This is a genomic window from Shuttleworthella sp. (assembly GCF_057251025.1).
In genome coordinates this window covers 77,449-95,885 of the sequence record NZ_DBHIDN010000004.1, presented here as the reverse complement: position 1 = coordinate 95,885, position 18,437 = coordinate 77,449, and the positions used below count along the sequence as shown (strand labels likewise).

The window sequence follows — 18,437 nt, the reverse complement described above, 5'->3', positions numbered from 1 at the left end:
CAGAAGACCGGAAGTCCTTGTTTTATTATTGGGGATTCCGGCTCTTTTTCTATTATCTTCCGAAGTTTGCAGGACAAAGTCTGTCTGTTTGCACCGGCTTCTTCTGCTAGGATAGGGGAAAACCTTGTAGCAATACGTATCTATGGCTCTATATCGAGGAGGGAATTGTCGCATGAAATCTATGAAAACGCTTGGTCTTCTTGCGCTCTGCGGCAGCATGCTGCTGACGACTGCCTGCTCCGGTTCCGGCAAGACCGTGACCGGCTCCAAGGGAGACCAGTACCAGGTCAGCGATCAGGAGAAGTCTATCTCAAGCGATGAGGCCAACAAGAAGTATGAGCCCTATACGATCACACTGAACCTGGAGCGATCCGGGATCGGCCAAAATATCAGGGAGACCTTTACGTCTGCCCCCAAGCGAGTGCTCCTGGACGGGGATCAGATGACGGACATCTTCTTAGACCTGGGGCTTGAGGACCACATCGCCGGGTACACCAGAGGGGCCTGCCTGTCCACGGTCAGCAATTTCCCGGCCAGGGATTCCCTCAATAAGATCCTGCCGGACGGGTCCAATCTGAGCAGCTCTTCCAAGGAACAGATCCTCAACTTAAAGCCGGATTTTATGATGGGCTGGGATTCGCTCTTCTCCGAGAGTCATTACTCTGTGGACTGGTGCCTGCAGAATCACATCATCCCCTATTTTCCCTACTGCTGCTCGGACTCCGCGACCATGGAGGATATCTACAAGGACTACGATGTCCTGGGCCATGTGTTCGGAGTGTCAGACAGGGCCCAGGACCGCATCAATGCCATGAAGGCCAAGATCAATGATGTCCACGGCAAGCTGGGAGAAGAGGCCTACCAGAAGCCGATCACAGTCTTCGTCTATGACTCCGGGCAGGATGCCCCCTTTACAGCCTGCCAGGGAATCCCGGGAGATATGATCAAGAAGGCGGGAGGCCTGTCAATCTTCAATGACATCCAAAAGGGCTGGGCGACGCCTTCCTGGGAAGAAGTGGTAGAGAGGGATCCGGATGTGATTCTGATTCTGGATTACAATCACGACACGGATAGCAAGATCAGCTTCTTGAAGAGCAATGAGGCCACCAAGAACCTCCGGGCCGTAAAAGAGGGCAGAATCTACAGTGCCTGCTGTGCTGACATGCAGGGGTCTGCAGGATCTGCCAATGCCATTGAGATCATGGCAAGACAGTTCTACCCGGATAAATTCCGCTGATCAGGCAGATGATGAGGAGAGACCATGAGCAAAAGAAAAACCATCTTTCCGCTGGAGAGCAAGGTCTCTTTCTCCGTCTTCCTCCTGCTCATGCTGCTGCTTTTGGCGTTTTCCGTCTTTATTGCGATTGTGTTCGGAAGCGTATCTCTTGATCCCTCAACCATACGAGGGGTGATCGTCAATCAGATCACGGGCCGTGAGCTGGTTCCGGTCCGCTGGGAAGAGAGCACGAGGTCCATTATCTGGAACATCCGTCTGCCGCGCATCCTCACGGCGTGGATTGTCGGCGCCGGCCTGACCCTCTGCGGCATTGTCATGCAGGCTCTGACGAAGAACCCCCTGGCGGATCCGTTTGTCCTCGGGATCTCCCAGGGGGCATCTGCGGGAGCGGTCTCGGTGATTATGTACGGATACCTGTCCTTCCTGGGCTATTATGCGACCATGTGCGGGGCCTTCGTCGGAGCCCTGATTGCCATGGTCTTGGCTCTCGGAATCGCCAGGAACAGGAATGTGCTCACGGCAACCAACCTGATCCTGGCCGGCATCGCCGTATCGGCCCTCTTCGGGGCCCTGACCAACCTGATGATCTATGCCCACCAGAGCGGATCGGATAAGGTGAAGACGGCTCAGTACTGGCTGCTCGGCTCACTGAGCGGTGCCAACTGGGTCCGGCTCTTCTACGCCACGACGGCATTTGTCGTTTGTTTTCTCGGAATTCTCATCATGCACAGGAGCCTGGATGCCCTGATGCTGGGGGATGAGACTGCAAGCACTCTGGGAGTCAACACTGCCGGAGCCAAGCTTGCGATCATTATGATTGCGACCGGTCTGACCGGTGTGATCGTGTCGATCAGCGGCGTGATCGGTTTCGTCGGTTTGACCGTTCCGCATATGACAAGGTCCATGGTCGGAAGCAAGCACAGCCGCCTGATTCCGGCCTCGGTTCTGCTGGGAGGCAGCTTCATGGTTCTTGCGGACCTCATCTCGAGAACCCTGATTCGCCCGGAAGAACTGCCGATCGGTGTCGTGTCCGCTTTCTTCGGCGCCCCCTTCTTCCTCTATCTGATCAAGAGAGCGCAGGCCTAGGGGAGGAAATTATGCAGAAGTCGGATAGAATGAGACCGGAAGAGAGGGCCGGGGAGAGCAAAGTCAAGCTTCGGGTGGAAGATATCAGCTGCTCCCTGGACCGAAAATTGATCATCGACGGGATCTGTACGGAGATCGAGAGGGGGAGTTTCGTCGGCCTGGTAGGCCCCAACGGCTGCGGAAAGTCCACCCTGCTCAAGAATATCTACCAGGTACTGAAGGCGGACAAGGGGGTGATCTATCTGGACGGCCATCGGATCGATCGGATGTCCGGCCGGCAGAGGGCCCGTCATATGGCCGTCATGCAGCAGGAGAACCAGATTTCCTTTGACCTTACGGTCTATGAGATGGTTCTTCTGGGACGCTTCTCCCACCAGAAGGCCCTGTCCGGTAGCTCGGAAAGAGACCGAAAGGTCGTCATGGACTGTCTCGCGGAGGTGGGGCTGACCGGCTATGAGAAGCGGCACTTTCTCTCCCTGTCAGGAGGGGAGAAGCAGAGGGCTCTGGTCGCAAGAGCCCTGGCTCAGGAGGCCTCGTTCATTATCCTGGATGAGCCGATCAACCATCTGGACATCGGCTATCAATATCAGATCATGAAGATTCTCAAGAGGCAGAAGCTGACCGTCCTGTCCAGCATTCATGACCTGAATATCGCCGGCACTTACTGCGACCGGATCCTCCTCATGAAAGAGGGCCGCCTTCTTGCCGCCGGGAGTCCGGAGGAGATCCTGGTTCCGGAGCGCATCAGAGATCTCTTTGGGATCGGCTGCAAGATTATAAAAAACGAGCAGACAGGTCGCAACAATATCCTTTATTTGCCGGATTTATGATCTCCTGTGTAGAGGCCGAGTCCCTTGAGGAGCGCCTTCTGCGTCTGCTGCAAGCCGTCCTCCAGCTGCTTCTGATTCTCGTAGCCTAAGCTGTCGAAGAACTTTCGGATGGCGGACTGTGTCAGGGGATCCGCGTCCCGCATCCGTCCGAGGACAATATTGCCGACTTGAATCGGACTCTTGAGCAGGTCGGAGACATTGGATCCTACTTCATTCATGGAGTCAAAGAGGGTTCGGATGAAGGCCTCTCGCTCCTCGAAACTGGCGGATCGAATCCAGCGGTCGAAGATCCGGTTCATGCGCTTGGCCTTGGGACTTTGATCTGCCGCAGTCTGGAAGTGATCAGCCTCAACCTGCCAGGACAGGGCCCAGTGCTGTACGATATCCCTGGCAGAGCTCTTTACAATGGTAATCCGACCCTCTGTCTGGGCCTTGGCCGGGTGGTGAACGACGGCGGGGTCCTCTAAGAGCATGCCGATCATGCCGTAGGCGGGGGTGAACTTGTGCATCCGGTCCCGGATGCGGGCATAGCCCTCTTGATCCCGCAACTCCTCGGGAATACCCGGCCCATCATTGGAGTAGACAGCCTGAAGCTGATTCTGGAGTGGTTGGGCCAGATGTATGGCGGCATAGACAGCCAGATTCCCGCCCTTGGAATGGCCGCCGACCCGCCAGACAGCCGAGGGGTTCTCCCTGATGCGGGAGGTCAGGTAGAGGGTTGCCTCCTTCTGGGCATTTGTGACCTGGTAGGAGAACATGAAGTCCTCTCTCCAGCCCACGACCGTGTCATCTGTGCCCCGAAAGGCACAGTAGCGGCTGCCGTCCGGCAGCAGGTAGCAGAGGGCGGAGAACTGCATGTGATTGTTGCTGTAGTCGGCGATATCATTGACGAAGTTGCTCACCATGAGGTCACCGAAGCGCGGGCAGCCGGCGGCATCCCTGAGGAAGTTGTTGTTCATGGTCTGGTCCTGACCGGGAATCGCGCCCCGCTCCGGATGCTCCAGGAAGAGATCTGCAGCCTCCTGCAGGGAGATCTGTCCCTGACCAGGGGAGGGAATGATGCCGTCGAAGGCATGATAGGCGATCTGGGAGAGGACCAGATTGTCCACCTCATTGAAGGGGCGGTCGATGAAGGTCAGGTCCCCACGCCAGCGGATGTATTCGATCAAGTCGGCCATAAAGTACTCCTGTCTGTTTGCAGTGGATGAGTTTATTATCTGACTTTTGCGTGAGAAAAGCCAACTTCCTGACTTGCCTTCTGCTTGTGCGCAGAAGAATGGGAAAAGAAGACGATTGAAATTTGGACTTGACCGGATTGGGCAAGTCCGATAATATAACACTTGTCGTTGATCAAGCGGCATTTGCGCGAGTGGCTCAGTTGGTGGAGCGCGACCTTGCCAAGGTCGAGGCCGCGGGTTCGAGTCCCGTCTCGCGCTTTTTTGATATCAGAGAGCCTCCTGCGGATCCAGGGGGCTCTCTTACTTGTCAGAAAGCTTCCTTCTCCCTATAATTATGAGCAAGTTTACTGCTAGGAGGTAGGGCTATGAGCTATGCGGACCGTGTCTTCGTTGACATGTGCGAGGAGATCATCAATCAGGGGACCAGCAGCCGGGGAATGCCGGTACGGCCCCGCTGGGAGGACGGAAGCCCCGCCCACACCATCAAGCGCTTCGGTATCGTAAACCGCTACGACCTGTCCAGGGAATTCCCGGCGATCACCCTGCGCCGGACGGCAATCAAGTCCTGTGTCAATGAGATGCTCTGGATCTGGCAGAAGAAATCCAGCAATATCAAGGACCTCAAGTCCTCTGTCTGGGACGAGTGGGCGGATGAAGAGGGGTCCATCGGCAAGGCTTACGGCTATCAGATCGGCAAGAAGTACATCCATCACATGGATGAATGCGGGAAGCCGGTCTATATGGATCAGATTGATGCCGTAATCTATGATTTAAAGCACAATCCCTTCTCCCGCCGCATCATGGTCAATATGTACAATTTCGATGACCTGCACGAGATGCACCTCTACCCCTGCGCTTATTCTGTGACCTTCAATGTGACCAAGCGCAGGGAGACCGGGGCGATGGTCCTAAATGCCATCTTGAATCAGCGGTCTCAGGATGTCCTCGCCGCAAATAACTGGAATGTCTGCCAGTATGCCGTTCTGCTGCATATGCTGGCCCAGGTCTGTGACATGGAAGTGGGAGAACTTGTGCATGTGATCGCTGATGCCCACATCTATGACCGGCATGTCCCCCTGGTCCGGGAGCTGATCCAAAGAGATCAGTATGAGGCGCCCGTCCTTTGGATGAATCCGGACATTCACGACTTCTACCGGTTCACAGAAGATGACATCCGTCTGGACCACTACCGGCACGGGCCGCAGATTCAGAATATTCCCATCGCCGTGTAAGAGTTCTTTTATTATCCCTCTTTGACCAAGCAGATATGACCGGGGAAAGAATTGAGGCTGCCGTATGAAAATGATTGTCGCTGTCGACCGCAACTGGGGCATCGGAAAGAAGGGAGAGCTCCTGATCTCCATCCCGGAGGACATGAAATTCTTCCGCAGGATGACGCTGAACAAGATTGTCGTCATGGGCAGAAAGACGCTTGACTCCTTTCCCCATGGCCTGCCCCTTAAGAATCGGGTCAATCTTGTCCTGACCCGGGATCCCGATTTTACAAGGGAGGGGGTGAGGGCGGTTCACTCGATGGATGAATTGCAGGAGGTCCTGGCGGACTATGACCCGGAAGAGGTATACGTCATCGGCGGAGAGGCGGTCTATCGCCAGTTGGAGCCCTTCTGCGACGAGGCCTATGTCACGAAAATCGACTATGCCTATGATGCGGATGCGCATTTTCCCAACCTGGATCGGATGGAGGACTGGGAATGCGTGGAGAGCTCAGAGGAGCAGACCTACTACGATGTGGAGTATTATTTCACCAGTTATCGCCGCAGGTCATAAAGACCAGAGAAGAGACATAAGGAGATCCCTGCCATATGGATATCACGGGAAAAAAGTTATTTGTCAGAGCCATGGAGCATGAGGGGGTCGACACGATCTTCGCTTATCCGGGCGGCATGATTACGGACCTGCTGGACGAACTCTACAAGTCCGGCGATATCCGTCTGGTCCTGCCTCGCCATGAACAGGCCCTGGTCCATGAGGCGGAGGGCTATGCCCGGGCGACCGGCCGCGTGGGTGTCTGTCTGGTGACCTCCGGCCCCGGCGCTACCAACGCCATCACGGGAATTGCCGATGCCCACTACGACTCCATTCCCCTTGTGGTGATCACGGGGCAGGTCTCCCAGAGTCTGATCGGCAATGACGCCTTTCAGGAGGTCGACATTGTGGGAATGACCCGGTCTGTTGTGAAGTGGGGGGTTACGGTTCACGACAGGAAGCAGCTTGGAAGAAGTCTGAAAATGGCCTTTCAGATTGCCTCCTCCGGCAAGCCCGGCCCGGTTCTGATCGATATTCCAAAGGACATACAGCAGGCGTATGGGCCGGACACCTACCCCGATCACGTGGACATCCGGGGCTATAAAATCAACGAGTCGGTCCATATCGGCCAGCTCAAGAAGGCCTTCAAGCTCCTTGAGAGGGCTAAGAAGCCGGTCATTCTGGCGGGCGGCGGCATTAATATTGCGGGAGCCAATGACAAGCTGTTGGCATTTGCGGAGAAGACGGGCGTCCCGGTGGTGACCACGGTCATGGGGAAGGGGGCTCTGCCCTCCGGACACGAGCTCTATGTGGGTGATGCGGGCATGCACGGAAGCTTCGCCGCCAATATGGCCCTCTACCACTGCGATGTCCTCTTCTCCATCGGAACGCGGTTCAATGATCGGATCACAGGCAATCTCAAGGAATTTGTCCCGGAGGCCAAGATCGTCCATATCGATATCGATACGGCCTCCATCTCAAGAAATGTTCTCGTGGATGTCCCGGTGGTCTCAGACGCCAATCTGGCCCTGGACCACCTGCTCGTGTGGGCCAGGCCCCTGGCCTGCGATTCCTGGCGGGACCGGATCGGGTCCTGGGACCGGGAGCATCCCCTGAAGGTCGCCAGAAGGGAGGGAAAGATGTCTCCCCAGGCGGTCTTTGCGTCGATCAATACCGTCTTTACAGAGGGCATCTTTGTCGCGGACGTGGGGCAACATCAGATGTGGGCTTACTCCTATATGACATTGAACAAGGACAAGCGGATGTTTACCTCCGGAGGTCTGGGGACGATGGGCTTTGGTTTTCCGGCGGCCCTGGGGGCCAAGATTGCCTGTCCAGACCAAAATGTCGTCTGCCTGACCGGAGACGGGGGCTTTCAGATGAATATGCAGGAGATGGCGACAGCCGTCCTGGAGGACGCGCCGGTAACGGTCTGCATCTTTAATAACGGCTATCTGGGCATGGTGCGCCAGCAGCAGGAGTATATCTACGGAAAGCGCTATGCGATCGTCAACCTAAATCACAGGGTCCATCCGAAGGATGACCTCTTGGATGCGGATCAGGGACCCTATGAGCCTGACTTTGTCAAGTGGGCGGAGGCCTATGGGGTGGATGCCGTCCGGGTGACCGGGGAGGATGAGATCATTCCGGCCCTGGAGAGGGCCAGGAAGAACCAGGAGGCGGGGAAGCCGATGCTGATCGAATTCATGATCGCAAGAGAATACAATGCCCTGCCCATGGTCAAGGGAGGCAGACCCATGACCGACATGATCCTGAAGTGAGGAGATGAGATGGCTGAAGATATGAAAATGCGCTGGATTGCGCTTCTGGTGGAGAACCAGGTTGGCGTCCTGGCCAAGGTGTCAGGTCTTTTGGCAGGCAAGTCCTATAATATGCAGAGTCTGACGGTCGGCACCACAGAACAGGAGGACGTGTCCAGGATGACCATCTCCGTGCTGGCGGACGATGTGACCTTCGAGCAGATCAAGAAGCAGTTCAACAGTATGGTCGAGGTCATCAAGGTCATGGACCTGACCCATGTTCCCCTGCACATGAAGGAGATCATGTATGCGACCCTGACCAGACTCAGCCCGGAGGACATGCAGGTCGCCTTCCAGATTGCCCGGGTCTTCAAGGTGGACATCAACGACATGGGAGAGGACGCCCTGATCTTCGAGTGCCTTTTGACAGAGAACACCAATAATGAACTGATTGCCCTCTTAAAGAGCAAGTTCCGCGGAAGAGTGCATGTGGTCCGGGGCGGCGCGGTGGCCTGTGAGAGCATTTCACACTCGCACAGGGTATGACAGGGGCAGGAGCGATCCATATGAGACGGACGAATCACAAAATGAGCATACCGGCGCTGGCTCTGACACTTGCGCTCCTAATGGGCTCTGTCTCCTCTGTCGGCCTGCAGGTCCGTGCGGAGGATTCTCTCGAGGACCTGAAGCGGCAGAAGACAGAGGCCAGGGACAGGGTGGATGACGCAAGATCCAAGCTCGATCAGGCGGCAGAGAGCAAGCAGGGCCTGGAGCGAGAATTGGATCTGCTGTCGGACCGAATCAAGACGACCCGGCAGACCATGGATGAGAACAACCGGAAGATTAGCGGCCTGCAGGAAGAGCTGGGGCAGGCCCAGGCCGATAAGTCTGGCCGGCTGGCCGCCATGAAACTGCGGATCCGCTATATGTACGAGCAGGGAAGCAGCAATGACTTGCTGGTACTCTTCTTCACATCCGAGAATTTCGCTGACTTCCTTGCCAAGTTCGATTACGCGGCGCAGCTGACCCGATATGAGCAGAAGATGATCGGAGAGATGGAGAAACTGCAGGAGGAGATTGACGCCAAGGCGGCAGACCTCTCAAGTCGGCAGGACGCCCTCCAAGAGGAGCAAGAGACCCTCCTGGGCCAGCAGGATGAGATGAACCGGCTTCTTGCCTCTGCCTCTGATGAAGTCAGGATGAAATACATGGATTACTCCGGGGCCAGAGACCGGCTAAAGCAGATTGATCAGTCGATTGCCGATATGCAGGCGGCACTTATGGCAGAGCAGAAGAGAAATGAGGCCCGGAAACTGGCCGAGGCGGACCGGATCGCGCGTCAGGCGGAGGCGGTCGGACAAAAGGCCGATCAGAAGGCTGATCCGGGGAGAGAAAAGGGCAAGGATGGGTCTGCCTCCAAGAACGGGTCATCCGCCGCTTCCGATTGGAAGACAACGCATGCGCAGGGACAGGCGGGGACGGACTACTGGGTCAAGCCCATGGGATACTCACAGCAGGAACTGGAGGAACTGACCACGATTATCTTCTGCGAGGCCGGAGGAGAGGGCTATAAGGTCCAGCTCGGGGTGGGGTCCGTCATCCTAAACCGGGTTCGAAGCCCCTATTTCCCGGGCACAATTCATAGAGTGATTTTCGCCCCGGGCCAGTTCGAGCCAACCTGGATCAAACTTGCAGGCAGGTGGGATAATCAGGTCATGTTCGATTATTTCCACGGGCAGAGGGAGCCCCTCCTGAAGAATTCCAGGGCCTACCAGACCTGCCGCCAGGCCGCTCTTGATGTTCTGAACGGGAAGAGAAACACCAATCTCTGCTTCTTCTGGGCCGTGTCGAATTCCAAGCCGGCCGGGTCCATCATTATGGGCCGGACGGTCTTCTTCGGCCGGGTCATTCAGAATTCCTGACAGACCGGGTCTCTGTTTCGGGATCCCGCCTGTCTGCTCGCAGGAGAGCCGACGGACGGGATCTTGATTGATTGGGGAATTGCCCCTTGTTTGGGTGTTTTTCTTGTGTTATCCTCAAACAGTAAGCGTGGGCAATTTCTTTTTTTTTACCCTTCTTGTTAAAAAAATAACAAGCCAAGGGCCGCCGACCGGTCCGTCCGATCCGGCAAGATCGCCGCGCAGGCAGGAAATCCATACAGGTAAGGAGAAAACTATGGCAAAGAAAGTGGTATTAGCAGGTGCTTGTCGTACAGCCATCGGTAAGATGGGAGGGGCTTTCGCCAAGACCTCAGCGGCGGATCTGGGCGCCATCGTCATCAAGGAGGCCCTGAACAGAGCCGGTGTTGATCCGAAGCTGGTTGACGAAGTGAAGATGGGCTGTGTCATCCAGGCCGGTCTGGGCCAGAATGTTGCCCGTCAGGCTGCCATCAAGGCTGGCATTCCCGTGGAAGTTCCGGCCTTAACTCTGAACGTTGTATGCGGTTCCGGTCTGAAGTGCGTCGTTGAGGCCGCCAATATGATCCGGGCCGGCGAGGCAGACATCGTCGTTGCCGGCGGCATGGAGAACATGTCCATGGCTCCCTATGCTCTGCCCAATGCCCGCTTCGGCTATCGGATGAACAACGGAACCCTGGTCGACACCATGGTCAACGATGCCCTGACCGATGCCTTCAACCACTATCACATGATGATCACCGCTGAGAATGTCGCCGAGCAGTGGGGCCTGACCCGCGAGGAGCTGGACGCATTCGCAGCCGAGTCTCAGCAGAAGGCCGAGAAGGCAATGGCAAGAGGCGCATTCAAGAACGAGATCGTTCCCGTTCCCATGCATGACCGCAAGAAGGGCGATTATGTCGTAGATACGGATGAGGGACCCCGTCCGGGCACAACGGCTGAGAGCCTTGCAAAGCTCCGCTGCTGCTCCGGCAAGGAGGGCGGACTTGTCACTGCCGGCAATGCCTCTGGGATCAACGACGGCGCAGCCGCAATCGTAGTTATGAGCGAGGAGAAGGCCAAGGAGCTCGGCGTAAAGAACATCATGGCTGAGTACATCGGCGGCGCTATGGGTGGCGTGGATCCAAGCATCATGGGAGTCGGCCCTGTCGCAGCTGTTCGGAATGTCATGAAGAGAACCGGCATGACGGTTGACCAGATGGATATGATCGAGGCCAATGAGGCCTTTGCCGCTCAGTCTGTCGCAGTAGCAAGAGATCTCGGCTTTGATATGGCCAAGGTCAACCCCAACGGCGGCGCCATCGCTCTGGGTCATCCCGTAGGAGCTTCCGGCGCCAGAATCCTGGTTACCCTGCTTCATGAGATGGATCAGGATGCCAATGCCAAGATGGGCCTTGCAACGCTTTGCATCGGCGGAGGCATGGGCTGTGCTGCCATCGTCAAGAAGTATGAGGGCTGATTGAAATTAACTTCTTGTGACCGACTTATGCAGTCGGTCACTGGTGTTTTAGATTGAGATTTTTCTCAGGAGGATAACAAATGAAAGTAGGCGTTATTGGTGCCGGAACAATGGGAAGCGGTATTGCGCAGGCATTCGCCCAGACCGAGGGCTTCGAGGTCTATCTGACCGATATCAACAATGAGTTTGCTGCCGGCGGAAAGGCCAAGATCGAGAAGGGCCTGGCCAAGAGGGTTGCAAAGGGCAAGATGGACCAGGCTGCCGCAGACGCAATTCTCGCCAAGATCACAACCGGGACCAAGGATATCTGCACGGATGCGGATCTGATCATTGAGGCTGCGATTGAGAACATGGAGATCAAGCGCCAGACCTTCAAGGAGCTGCAGGAGATTGTTCCTGCGTCCTGCAAGTTTGCGACCAATACCTCTTCCCTGTCCATTACAGAGATCGGTCAGGGACTGGACCGCCCCGTGATCGGCATGCACTTCTTCAACCCGGCTCCGGTCATGAAGCTGATCGAGGTAATCCAGGGCGGCAATACCCCGGATGAGCTTCGCGATTTCATCGTTGATGTTTCCAAGAAGATCGGCAAGACCCCCGTTCAGGTCAACGAGGCTCCCGGATTCGTTGTAAACCGGATCCTGATCCCCATGATCAATGAGGCGATCAGCATCTATGCGGACGGCGTTGCCACCGTGGAAGACATTGACACGGCTATGCAGCTTGGCGCCAATCATCCCATGGGTCCCCTGGCTCTGGGCGATCTGATCGGCCTGGATGTCTGCCTGGCAATCATGGACGTCCTCTACAACGAGACCCATGACTCCAAGTACCGTGCCCATGTCCTGCTCCGCAAGATGGTGCGCGCAGGCAAGCTGGGAAGAAAGACCGGAATCGGTTTCTACGATTACAGCAAGTAAGATAAGGATGTAAGGAGATTATCCATGGATTTCACTTTAGATAAAAAGCATGAGATGGCCCGTGAGCTCTTTAAGAACTTCGCCGAGAACGAGGTGAAGCCTCTGGCCAAGGACGTAGATGAGGAGGAGCGCTTCCCCCGTGAGACCATCGAGAAGATGGCCAGGGCGGGCTTCCTTGGAATCGCCATTCCCAGAGAGTATGGCGGCCAGGGCTGTGATCCCCTGACCTATGTGATCGCAATTGAGGAGATCGCCAAGGTCTGCGGTACAACCGCAGTTGCCCTGTCTGCACATTCCTCCCTCTGCTGCGATCCCATTCTCAACTATGGTACCGAGGAGCAGAAGCAGAAGTTCCTGGTTCCCCTTGCCAAGGGAGAGAAGCTGGGCGCTTTCGCCCTGACGGAACCCGGCGCCGGTACAGACGCCCAGGGAGCACAGACCAAGGCGGTTGAGGTTGAGGACGGCTGGATCTTAAACGGGTCCAAGTGCTTCATCACCAACGGCAAGGAAGCAGATGTCTACATCATTATTGCAGTGACAGATACCGTTGAAGACAAGCGGGGCCGGTCCAAGAAACTCTTCTCCGCCTTCATTGTTGAGAAGGGAACGCCCGGATTCAGCTTCGGAACCAAGGAGAAGAAGATGGGTATCCGGGGCTCTGCCACCTACGAGCTGATCTTCCAGGACTGCAAGATCCCCAAGGACAACCTGCTCGGCAGGCGCGGCAAGGGCTTCCAGGAGGCCATGCATACTCTGGACGGCGGCCGTATCGGTATCGCCGCACAGGCACTCGGCCTGGGCGAGGGAGCCATTGACCGCACGGTTGCTTTCGTCATGGAGAGAAAGCAGTTTGGCCGTCCCATCGGAGCTTTCCAGAACACCCAGTTCCAGTTGGCCGATATGAAGACCCGGATGGATGCCGCCAAGTACTTAGTATATCGGGCCGCCTGCGCCAAGGCAGAGAAGCCCAGATTCTCAGCGGAGGCGGCAGAGGCCAAGCTTTTCGCCGCCGAGGCTGCCATGGATGTCACCACCAAGGCCGTTCAGCTGCATGGCGGCTACGGATACACCAGAGAGTACGAGGTTGAGCGCATGATGCGTGATGCCAAGATCTACGAGGGTACTTCTGAGGTACAGAGAATGGTTATTTCTGCCGGCATGCTCGTATAAGTGGAACATTTGCAGAATAGAGATAGGAGTGTAGATCCATGAAAATCGTTGTATGTATTAAGCAGGTTCCGGACACCAAGGGCGGCGTTGTCTTTAATCCCGACGGAACCTTGAACAGAGCGGCCATGATGACCATCATGAACCCTGACGACAAGGCGGGCTTAGAGGCTGCCCTTCGTCTGAAGGACCAGTACGGCGCAGAGGTTACGGTTCTGACCATGGGCCTTCCCAAGGCCGCCGACGCGCTGCGCGAGGCCCTGGCCATGGGAGCGGACAAGGGAATCCTTGTGACCGACCGCTGCCTGGGCGGCGCCGACACCTGGGCAACTTCCTCCACCCTTGCGGCAGCACTTCGCAATCTGGACTATGACATTATCTTCGCAGGTCGTCAGGCTATTGACGGAGATACGGCCCAGGTCGGACCTCAGATCGCAGAGCATCTCGGTCTTCCCGTGATCAGCTATGCGGAAGAGGTCAAGCTTGAGGGTGATTCCGTTGTCGTGAAGCGTCAGTATGAGGACCGCTATCATATGGTCAAGGCCAAGATGCCCGTCCTTATCACCGCTCTCTCAGAGCTCAACGAGCCCCGCTATATGACCCCCGCAGGCATCTGGGATGCTGTTGACGCCGAGATCACCACCTGGGGCAGAAATGACCTGAAGGACCTTGATGATTCCAACATCGGTCTTGCCGGTTCTCCCACCAAGATCGCCCGCGCCTCTGACAAGGTCCGCAAGGGTGCCGGCGAGAAGGTTGAGCTTGATCCCGCTGCGTCCGTGGACTATATCATGGACAAGCTGGTAACAAAGCACATTATCTAAGCAAAGAAAGTGGTGAAATAAATGGGTAAGACAGCTAATATCGAGGCCTACAAGGGCGTATACATCTTCGCTCAGCAGGTCGACAACAAGATTTCTAATATTTCTCTGGAACTTCTGGGCGAGGCCAGAAAGCTTGCGGCAGACTTAAATGAGGAGGTCACGGCCGTTCTTCTCGGCAGCAATGTGGCCGGCCTGACCGACAAGCTGGGCGAGTACGGAGCAGACAAGGTCATCTTAGTCGATGACCCCAAGCTTGAGACCTACCGGACCGAGCCCTATGCACAGGCTCTTGCGGCAGTGATCAAGGAGTTTAAGCCGGAGATCTTCCTGGTGGGCGCGACCGCGATCGGCCGTGACCTGGGACCCACCGTTTCGGCCCGTGTTGCGACCGGACTGACGGCAGACTGTACCTCCCTGGAGATCGGTGACTTCCCCATCAATCCTCCGGCCAACGGCGAGCAGAAGCACAAGCAGCTCCTCATGACCCGTCCTGCCTTCGGCGGCAATACAATCGCAACCATTGCCTGCCCCGACAACCGCCCCCAGATGGCTACGGTTCGTCCCGGCGTTATGCAGAAGATTGCGCCCGAGGCCGGCAGAAGGGCTGAGGTCATCAAGTTTGACGCTCACATCGAGGAGAACGGACGCTTTGTCGAGATCCTGGATATCGTAAAGAGCACGGTTCAGACGGTTGATATTCAGCAGGCCAAGATTCTGGTATCCGGCGGCCGCGGCATCGGCTCTCCCGAGAACTTCAATATTCTGGAGGACCTGGCGCAGGCGATCGGCGGAGAGGTATCCTGCTCCCGCGCAGTTGTTGATTCCGGTTGGAAGCCCCACGATCTTCAGGTCGGACAGACCGGAAAGACCGTCCGCCCCAACCTCTACTTCGCCATCGGCATCTCCGGCGCCATCCAGCATGTAGCCGGTATGGAGGAGTCCGATGTGATCATCGCCATCAACAAGGATCCCGAGGCCCCCATCTTCGATGTGGCAAGCTATGGCATCGTCGGTGACTATCAGAAGATTGTTCCTGCCCTGACCGAGGCGATCAAGGCAGAGAAGGCCAAGAAGGCAGACTGATCCGATCTTGTGCCAGTGCCGTCCCTGCCGGGCAGGCCGGCGGCTCCTATAGCTAATTGACCAAAAGAAGTTCTCCACAATGCGCGGAGAACTTCTTTTTCAAAGTAAGCTGCGCCGCCGGCGGCATGCGAGAAAAGCGGGGTCCGCAGATATTCTCGCGGATATTGGCGGCCGCGGAGGCGGAAGACGCATGCAGAAGATATCAATTGACCAATTCAAGGACAAGATGAAGGACCTGGTCCTGGCGGACGCCCTGGAAGTCGTCTCGGATCCCGAGCGGCCCGGCCGCCTCTATATTCCCTATATGATGAGTGACTGTGTGGAGGACTATCTGCTCATAGACTTGAGGAAGGATGCCCGGTCACATGTCCGAGATCCTGAGGCTATGAGGGACCTGCTCGCGGCCTGGGCCGGGGGCGGGACAGATGGATCTCCCGGAATCGGTCAGATCGAGGAGATCTGGGAATCAAGGACCTACTACCAGTATCACAGACCCGGTCACTACTGGGTTCAGGGAGAGGAACACCTACGCCGCCTGGTCTATCAGCTGGGATGCATTCATGAGAAGATGACCTATCTGGGGCGGGAAGCAGTCAGCGAGAAGGAGATGGAGCTGGCCAGGCTGGTGGAATTCGGACCACTCCGCTTCTTCTCGCCGACGGGGGAGAAGCTGGATGACCGGTATCAAAACTCCGAGGAGGGAGTCTCAGTTATGCTGGATCTGGCCCGGACCTGCGGCGACAGCCGCCTGTCCTGGCTTGCGGCCTCTTTCGGCAAGCTGCCCGGATGGGAACTGAGAAATTATCTGATCGATTACTTGTCCTCCGACCGGGGATTCGCCTTCTGTCATGTCCTGCAGATTGAACTCGAGCTGGCCTCGAAGCCGTATGCGAGCAGGCGGTTTTCGGATGAAACAGAGGCCTGGGCTCAGATGGAGAGAAGGTGCATTGATGCGGCCCTGAGGGAAGAGGGGTATGTGGGACGCTATCCCCATTATCGGAGCAGGGATAGAAAGAGGATCCTTCTTGTCACTGAGGAAATGCCCTTTGCCATGAGCCTCCTGGACTACAGGGACATGGCCTACCGCTTCTACCGGCAGGAGACGCTTCTGGAGCAAGGGCACCTGATGACTGAGATTCGGAAGCTGGCGGAGAGGCCTGTCGATGAGACAAGATAAAGAGGGCAGAAGATGAATATCATGGAAGTTGACACGGTCCGCCTGGACGAGGAGAAGAAGGAAGTGGTCATCATTGACCAGACCGGGCTGCCCGGACGGGTGGAACTGCTTGCCTTAAGGACGGCAGAGGAAATCTGGAATGCCATATACCTCCTTCAAGTTCGCGGAGCTCCGGCCATTGGCGTATGCGCGGCCCTGGGTCTCTATGTCATGGCAGACCGGATCAAGGAGGAGGACTTCAAGAGCTTCCGGGCCCAGTTGAGGGCCAGGGCCGACTACCTGAATTCCTCTCGTCCGACCGCTGTTAATCTGTCCTGGGCCCTGAAGCGGATGGAGGACAAGCTGATGGAAAGCTATGTGTCTTCCTGCCGCAGTCACAGGCACTCCTGCCGGAAGGACTGGCTGTCCTGCCTCCATGATGAGGCTCTTCGGATCTATGAAGAGGATATTGCGGTCTGCCGGAAGCTGGGCGAGTACGGGATGGAGTTGATTGAGGACGGAGACGGGATTCTGACCCACTGCAACGCGGGGAAGCTGGCGGCGGTTCGCTATGGAACGGCCACGGCCCCCATCTATGTAGGGATGGAGGCCGGAAACCACTACCGGGTCTTCTGCGATGAGACCCGGCCCCTCTTGCAGGGAGCCCGCCTGACCGCCTTCGAGCTGCAGGAATCCGGTGTGGATACGACCCTGATCTGTGATAATATGTCCGCCTCCGTAATGAAGCGTGGTTGGATCAAGGCCGTCTTTGTGGGCTGTGACCGTGTTGCGGCGAACGGAGATACGGCCAATAAGATCGGAACTTCGGTTCTTGCGGCTGTGGCCAGGCAATACGGGGTCCCCCTGTATGTTGTGGCCCCCACATCCACCATTGATATGAATACGGCCGGCGGAGACGATATTGTGATCGAGGAGAGAAAGGGCCAGGAGGTCACTGAGATGTGGTATCGCGAGCGGATGGCGCCCGAAGGGGTCAAGGTCTATAACCCGGCATTCGACGTGACGGACCATGATCTGATCACCGCAATCGTCACGGAATACGGCATCGCAAGAGCTCCCTACACGGAGAGCCTGAAGGAGATTTTCAACAGAAAGAAGACCAGTGAGGCCGGAATATAGTATGATACTAAGGCATCTTAGCAGACGTGAAAGGAGTATGAGATGGCAGAGAATCAAGAACCGCAGTTTGATACAGAGCGTTTTACCAAGAATAAAAAGGAAGTCGAGAAGCCGGATTTTCATGTGGACGCCAATCCCAATTCCCATATCCGGCACGTAATCGGTGTTGTCTCCGGTAAGGGAGGCGTTGGCAAGTCATTTGTCACCGCCTCTCTGGCCTGCCGGATGAATCTGGCCGGTTACAAGGTGGGTGTTTTGGACGCCGACGTCACGGGTCCCTCCATCCCCAAGATGTACGGGGTGCATGGGCCGGCCTATGCAGATGAAAGGGGGACCATTCCCGTCAGGGCGGAAGACTCTACCAAGATCATGTCAGTCAATCTTCTCCTGGATAACGAGGAGACGCCGGTTGTCTGGCGCGGCCCCGTCATTGCGGGCACGGTCAAGGAGTTCTGGTCCGGAGTCAACTGGGGCGACATCGACTACCTCTTTGTGGATATGCCTCCGGGAACCGGTGACGTGCCCCTGACCGTCTTCCAGTCCCTGCCGGTCGATGGAGTGATCATTGTCACTTCCCCGCAGGAATTGGTCCGGATGATTGTAAAGAAAGCCTACAATATGGCCAGGATGATGGAGATCCCTGTGCTCGGTCTGGTGGAGAATTACTCTTATCTGGAGTGCCCCGACTGCGGCAAACACATTCGTCTCTTCGGCCAGTCTCATATTGAGGAAGTCGCTGCCGAGCTGAATGTTCCCCTCCTGGGCAAGATGCCCCTGAATCCGGAATATGCCGAGACGGTGGACAGGGGAAGAGTGTTCGAAATTCAAAATCCCTTCCTGGACAAGGGAGTCGAGGTCCTGGAGGCCTTAAATCAGTAAAAAGAAAAAGGAAACAGATCGGAATGAGAAAATCT

17 protein-coding genes and 1 tRNA gene are annotated in these 18,437 nt (G+C 56.4%); 17 read left to right on the top strand and 1 reads right to left on the bottom strand.

Annotation, left to right across the window (positions count from 1 at the left end; genetic code table 11):
* Positions 1-172: 172 nt before the first annotated feature.
* The 3 genes from ACO5R6_RS02185 to ACO5R6_RS02175 are packed head-to-tail and all read left to right on the top strand — an operon-like array spanning position 173 to position 3,153.
* The gene (locus ACO5R6_RS02185) at positions 173-1,237 is read left to right on the top strand and encodes an ABC transporter substrate-binding protein (RefSeq protein ID WP_485625545.1); all 1,065 of its coding nucleotides are present in this window, start codon (positions 173-175) and stop codon (positions 1,235-1,237) included.
* A 24-nt stretch (positions 1,238-1,261) separates the two neighbouring features.
* Positions 1,262-2,323 carry a FecCD family ABC transporter permease gene (locus ACO5R6_RS02180; protein ID WP_485625544.1) on the top strand — a complete coding sequence of 354 codons (1,062 nt, stop codon included), beginning with the start codon at positions 1,262-1,264 and terminating at the stop codon, positions 2,321-2,323.
* 11 nt (positions 2,324-2,334) lie between these two features.
* Positions 2,335-3,153 (top strand): ABC transporter ATP-binding protein, encoded by an 819-nt coding sequence (locus tag ACO5R6_RS02175; protein WP_485625543.1) that lies wholly within the window; start codon positions 2,335-2,337, stop codon positions 3,151-3,153.
* Here ACO5R6_RS02175 and ACO5R6_RS02170 read toward each other — a convergent pair.
* Positions 3,135-4,331: an Mbeg1-like protein gene (locus ACO5R6_RS02170; RefSeq protein ID WP_485625542.1), complete on the bottom strand. Its 1,197-nt coding sequence runs from the start codon at positions 4,329-4,331 to the stop codon at positions 3,135-3,137. The genes ACO5R6_RS02175 and ACO5R6_RS02170 overlap by 19 nt on opposite strands.
* A gap of 185 nt (positions 4,332-4,516) precedes the next feature.
* On the opposite strand from ACO5R6_RS02170, the gene ACO5R6_RS02165 reads away from it, so the two are divergent.
* From ACO5R6_RS02165 to ACO5R6_RS02100, 14 genes are all read left to right on the top strand, one after another.
* Positions 4,517-4,589, top strand: a tRNA-Gly gene (locus ACO5R6_RS02165).
* A gap of 107 nt (positions 4,590-4,696) precedes the next feature.
* The gene (gene thyA, locus ACO5R6_RS02160) at positions 4,697-5,563 is read left to right on the top strand and encodes a thymidylate synthase (protein WP_485625541.1); all 867 of its coding nucleotides are present in this window, start codon (positions 4,697-4,699) and stop codon (positions 5,561-5,563) included.
* Between the two features lie 64 nt (positions 5,564-5,627).
* Complete coding sequence (locus ACO5R6_RS02155; protein WP_485625540.1) at positions 5,628-6,119, top strand: dihydrofolate reductase; 492 nt, start codon at positions 5,628-5,630, stop codon at positions 6,117-6,119.
* A 35-nt stretch (positions 6,120-6,154) separates the two neighbouring features.
* Positions 6,155-7,879 carry a biosynthetic-type acetolactate synthase large subunit gene (gene ilvB, locus ACO5R6_RS02150; protein ID WP_485625539.1) on the top strand — a complete coding sequence of 575 codons (1,725 nt, stop codon included), beginning with the start codon at positions 6,155-6,157 and terminating at the stop codon, positions 7,877-7,879.
* A 9-nt stretch (positions 7,880-7,888) separates the two neighbouring features.
* Positions 7,889-8,404 carry an acetolactate synthase small subunit gene (gene ilvN, locus ACO5R6_RS02145; RefSeq protein ID WP_485625538.1) on the top strand — a complete coding sequence of 172 codons (516 nt, stop codon included), beginning with the start codon at positions 7,889-7,891 and terminating at the stop codon, positions 8,402-8,404.
* Positions 8,405-8,424: 20 nt separating this feature from the next.
* Entirely contained in the window at positions 8,425-9,780 is a 1,356-nt protein-coding gene (locus ACO5R6_RS02140) for a cell wall hydrolase (protein WP_485625537.1), read from the top strand.
* Positions 9,781-10,033: 253 nt separating this feature from the next.
* Positions 10,034-11,233, top strand: a complete 1,200-nt coding sequence (locus ACO5R6_RS02135; protein ID WP_485625536.1) for an acetyl-CoA C-acetyltransferase — start codon at positions 10,034-10,036, stop codon at positions 11,231-11,233.
* Positions 11,234-11,313: 80 nt separating this feature from the next.
* Positions 11,314-12,153: a 3-hydroxyacyl-CoA dehydrogenase NAD-binding domain-containing protein gene (locus ACO5R6_RS02130; RefSeq protein ID WP_485625535.1), complete on the top strand. Its 840-nt coding sequence runs from the start codon at positions 11,314-11,316 to the stop codon at positions 12,151-12,153.
* 24 nt (positions 12,154-12,177) lie between these two features.
* Entirely contained in the window at positions 12,178-13,323 is a 1,146-nt protein-coding gene (locus ACO5R6_RS02125; protein WP_485625534.1) for an acyl-CoA dehydrogenase family protein, read from the top strand.
* A 38-nt stretch (positions 13,324-13,361) separates the two neighbouring features.
* Positions 13,362-14,144 (top strand): electron transfer flavoprotein subunit beta/FixA family protein, encoded by a 783-nt coding sequence (locus ACO5R6_RS02120; protein WP_485625533.1) that lies wholly within the window; start codon positions 13,362-13,364, stop codon positions 14,142-14,144.
* Between the two features lie 21 nt (positions 14,145-14,165).
* Positions 14,166-15,227, top strand: coding sequence for an electron transfer flavoprotein subunit alpha/FixB family protein (locus tag ACO5R6_RS02115; RefSeq protein ID WP_485625532.1), 1,062 nt, complete (start codon positions 14,166-14,168; stop codon positions 15,225-15,227).
* Positions 15,228-15,417: 190 nt separating this feature from the next.
* Positions 15,418-16,404 carry a DUF3878 family protein gene (locus ACO5R6_RS02110; RefSeq protein WP_485625531.1) on the top strand — a complete coding sequence of 329 codons (987 nt, stop codon included), beginning with the start codon at positions 15,418-15,420 and terminating at the stop codon, positions 16,402-16,404.
* Between the two features lie 12 nt (positions 16,405-16,416).
* Positions 16,417-17,523 carry an S-methyl-5-thioribose-1-phosphate isomerase gene (gene mtnA / locus ACO5R6_RS02105; protein WP_485625530.1) on the top strand — a complete coding sequence of 369 codons (1,107 nt, stop codon included), beginning with the start codon at positions 16,417-16,419 and terminating at the stop codon, positions 17,521-17,523.
* Between the two features lie 42 nt (positions 17,524-17,565).
* Entirely contained in the window at positions 17,566-18,402 is an 837-nt protein-coding gene (locus ACO5R6_RS02100; protein WP_485625529.1) for a P-loop NTPase, read from the top strand.
* The last annotated feature ends 35 nt before the right edge of the window (positions 18,403-18,437 follow it).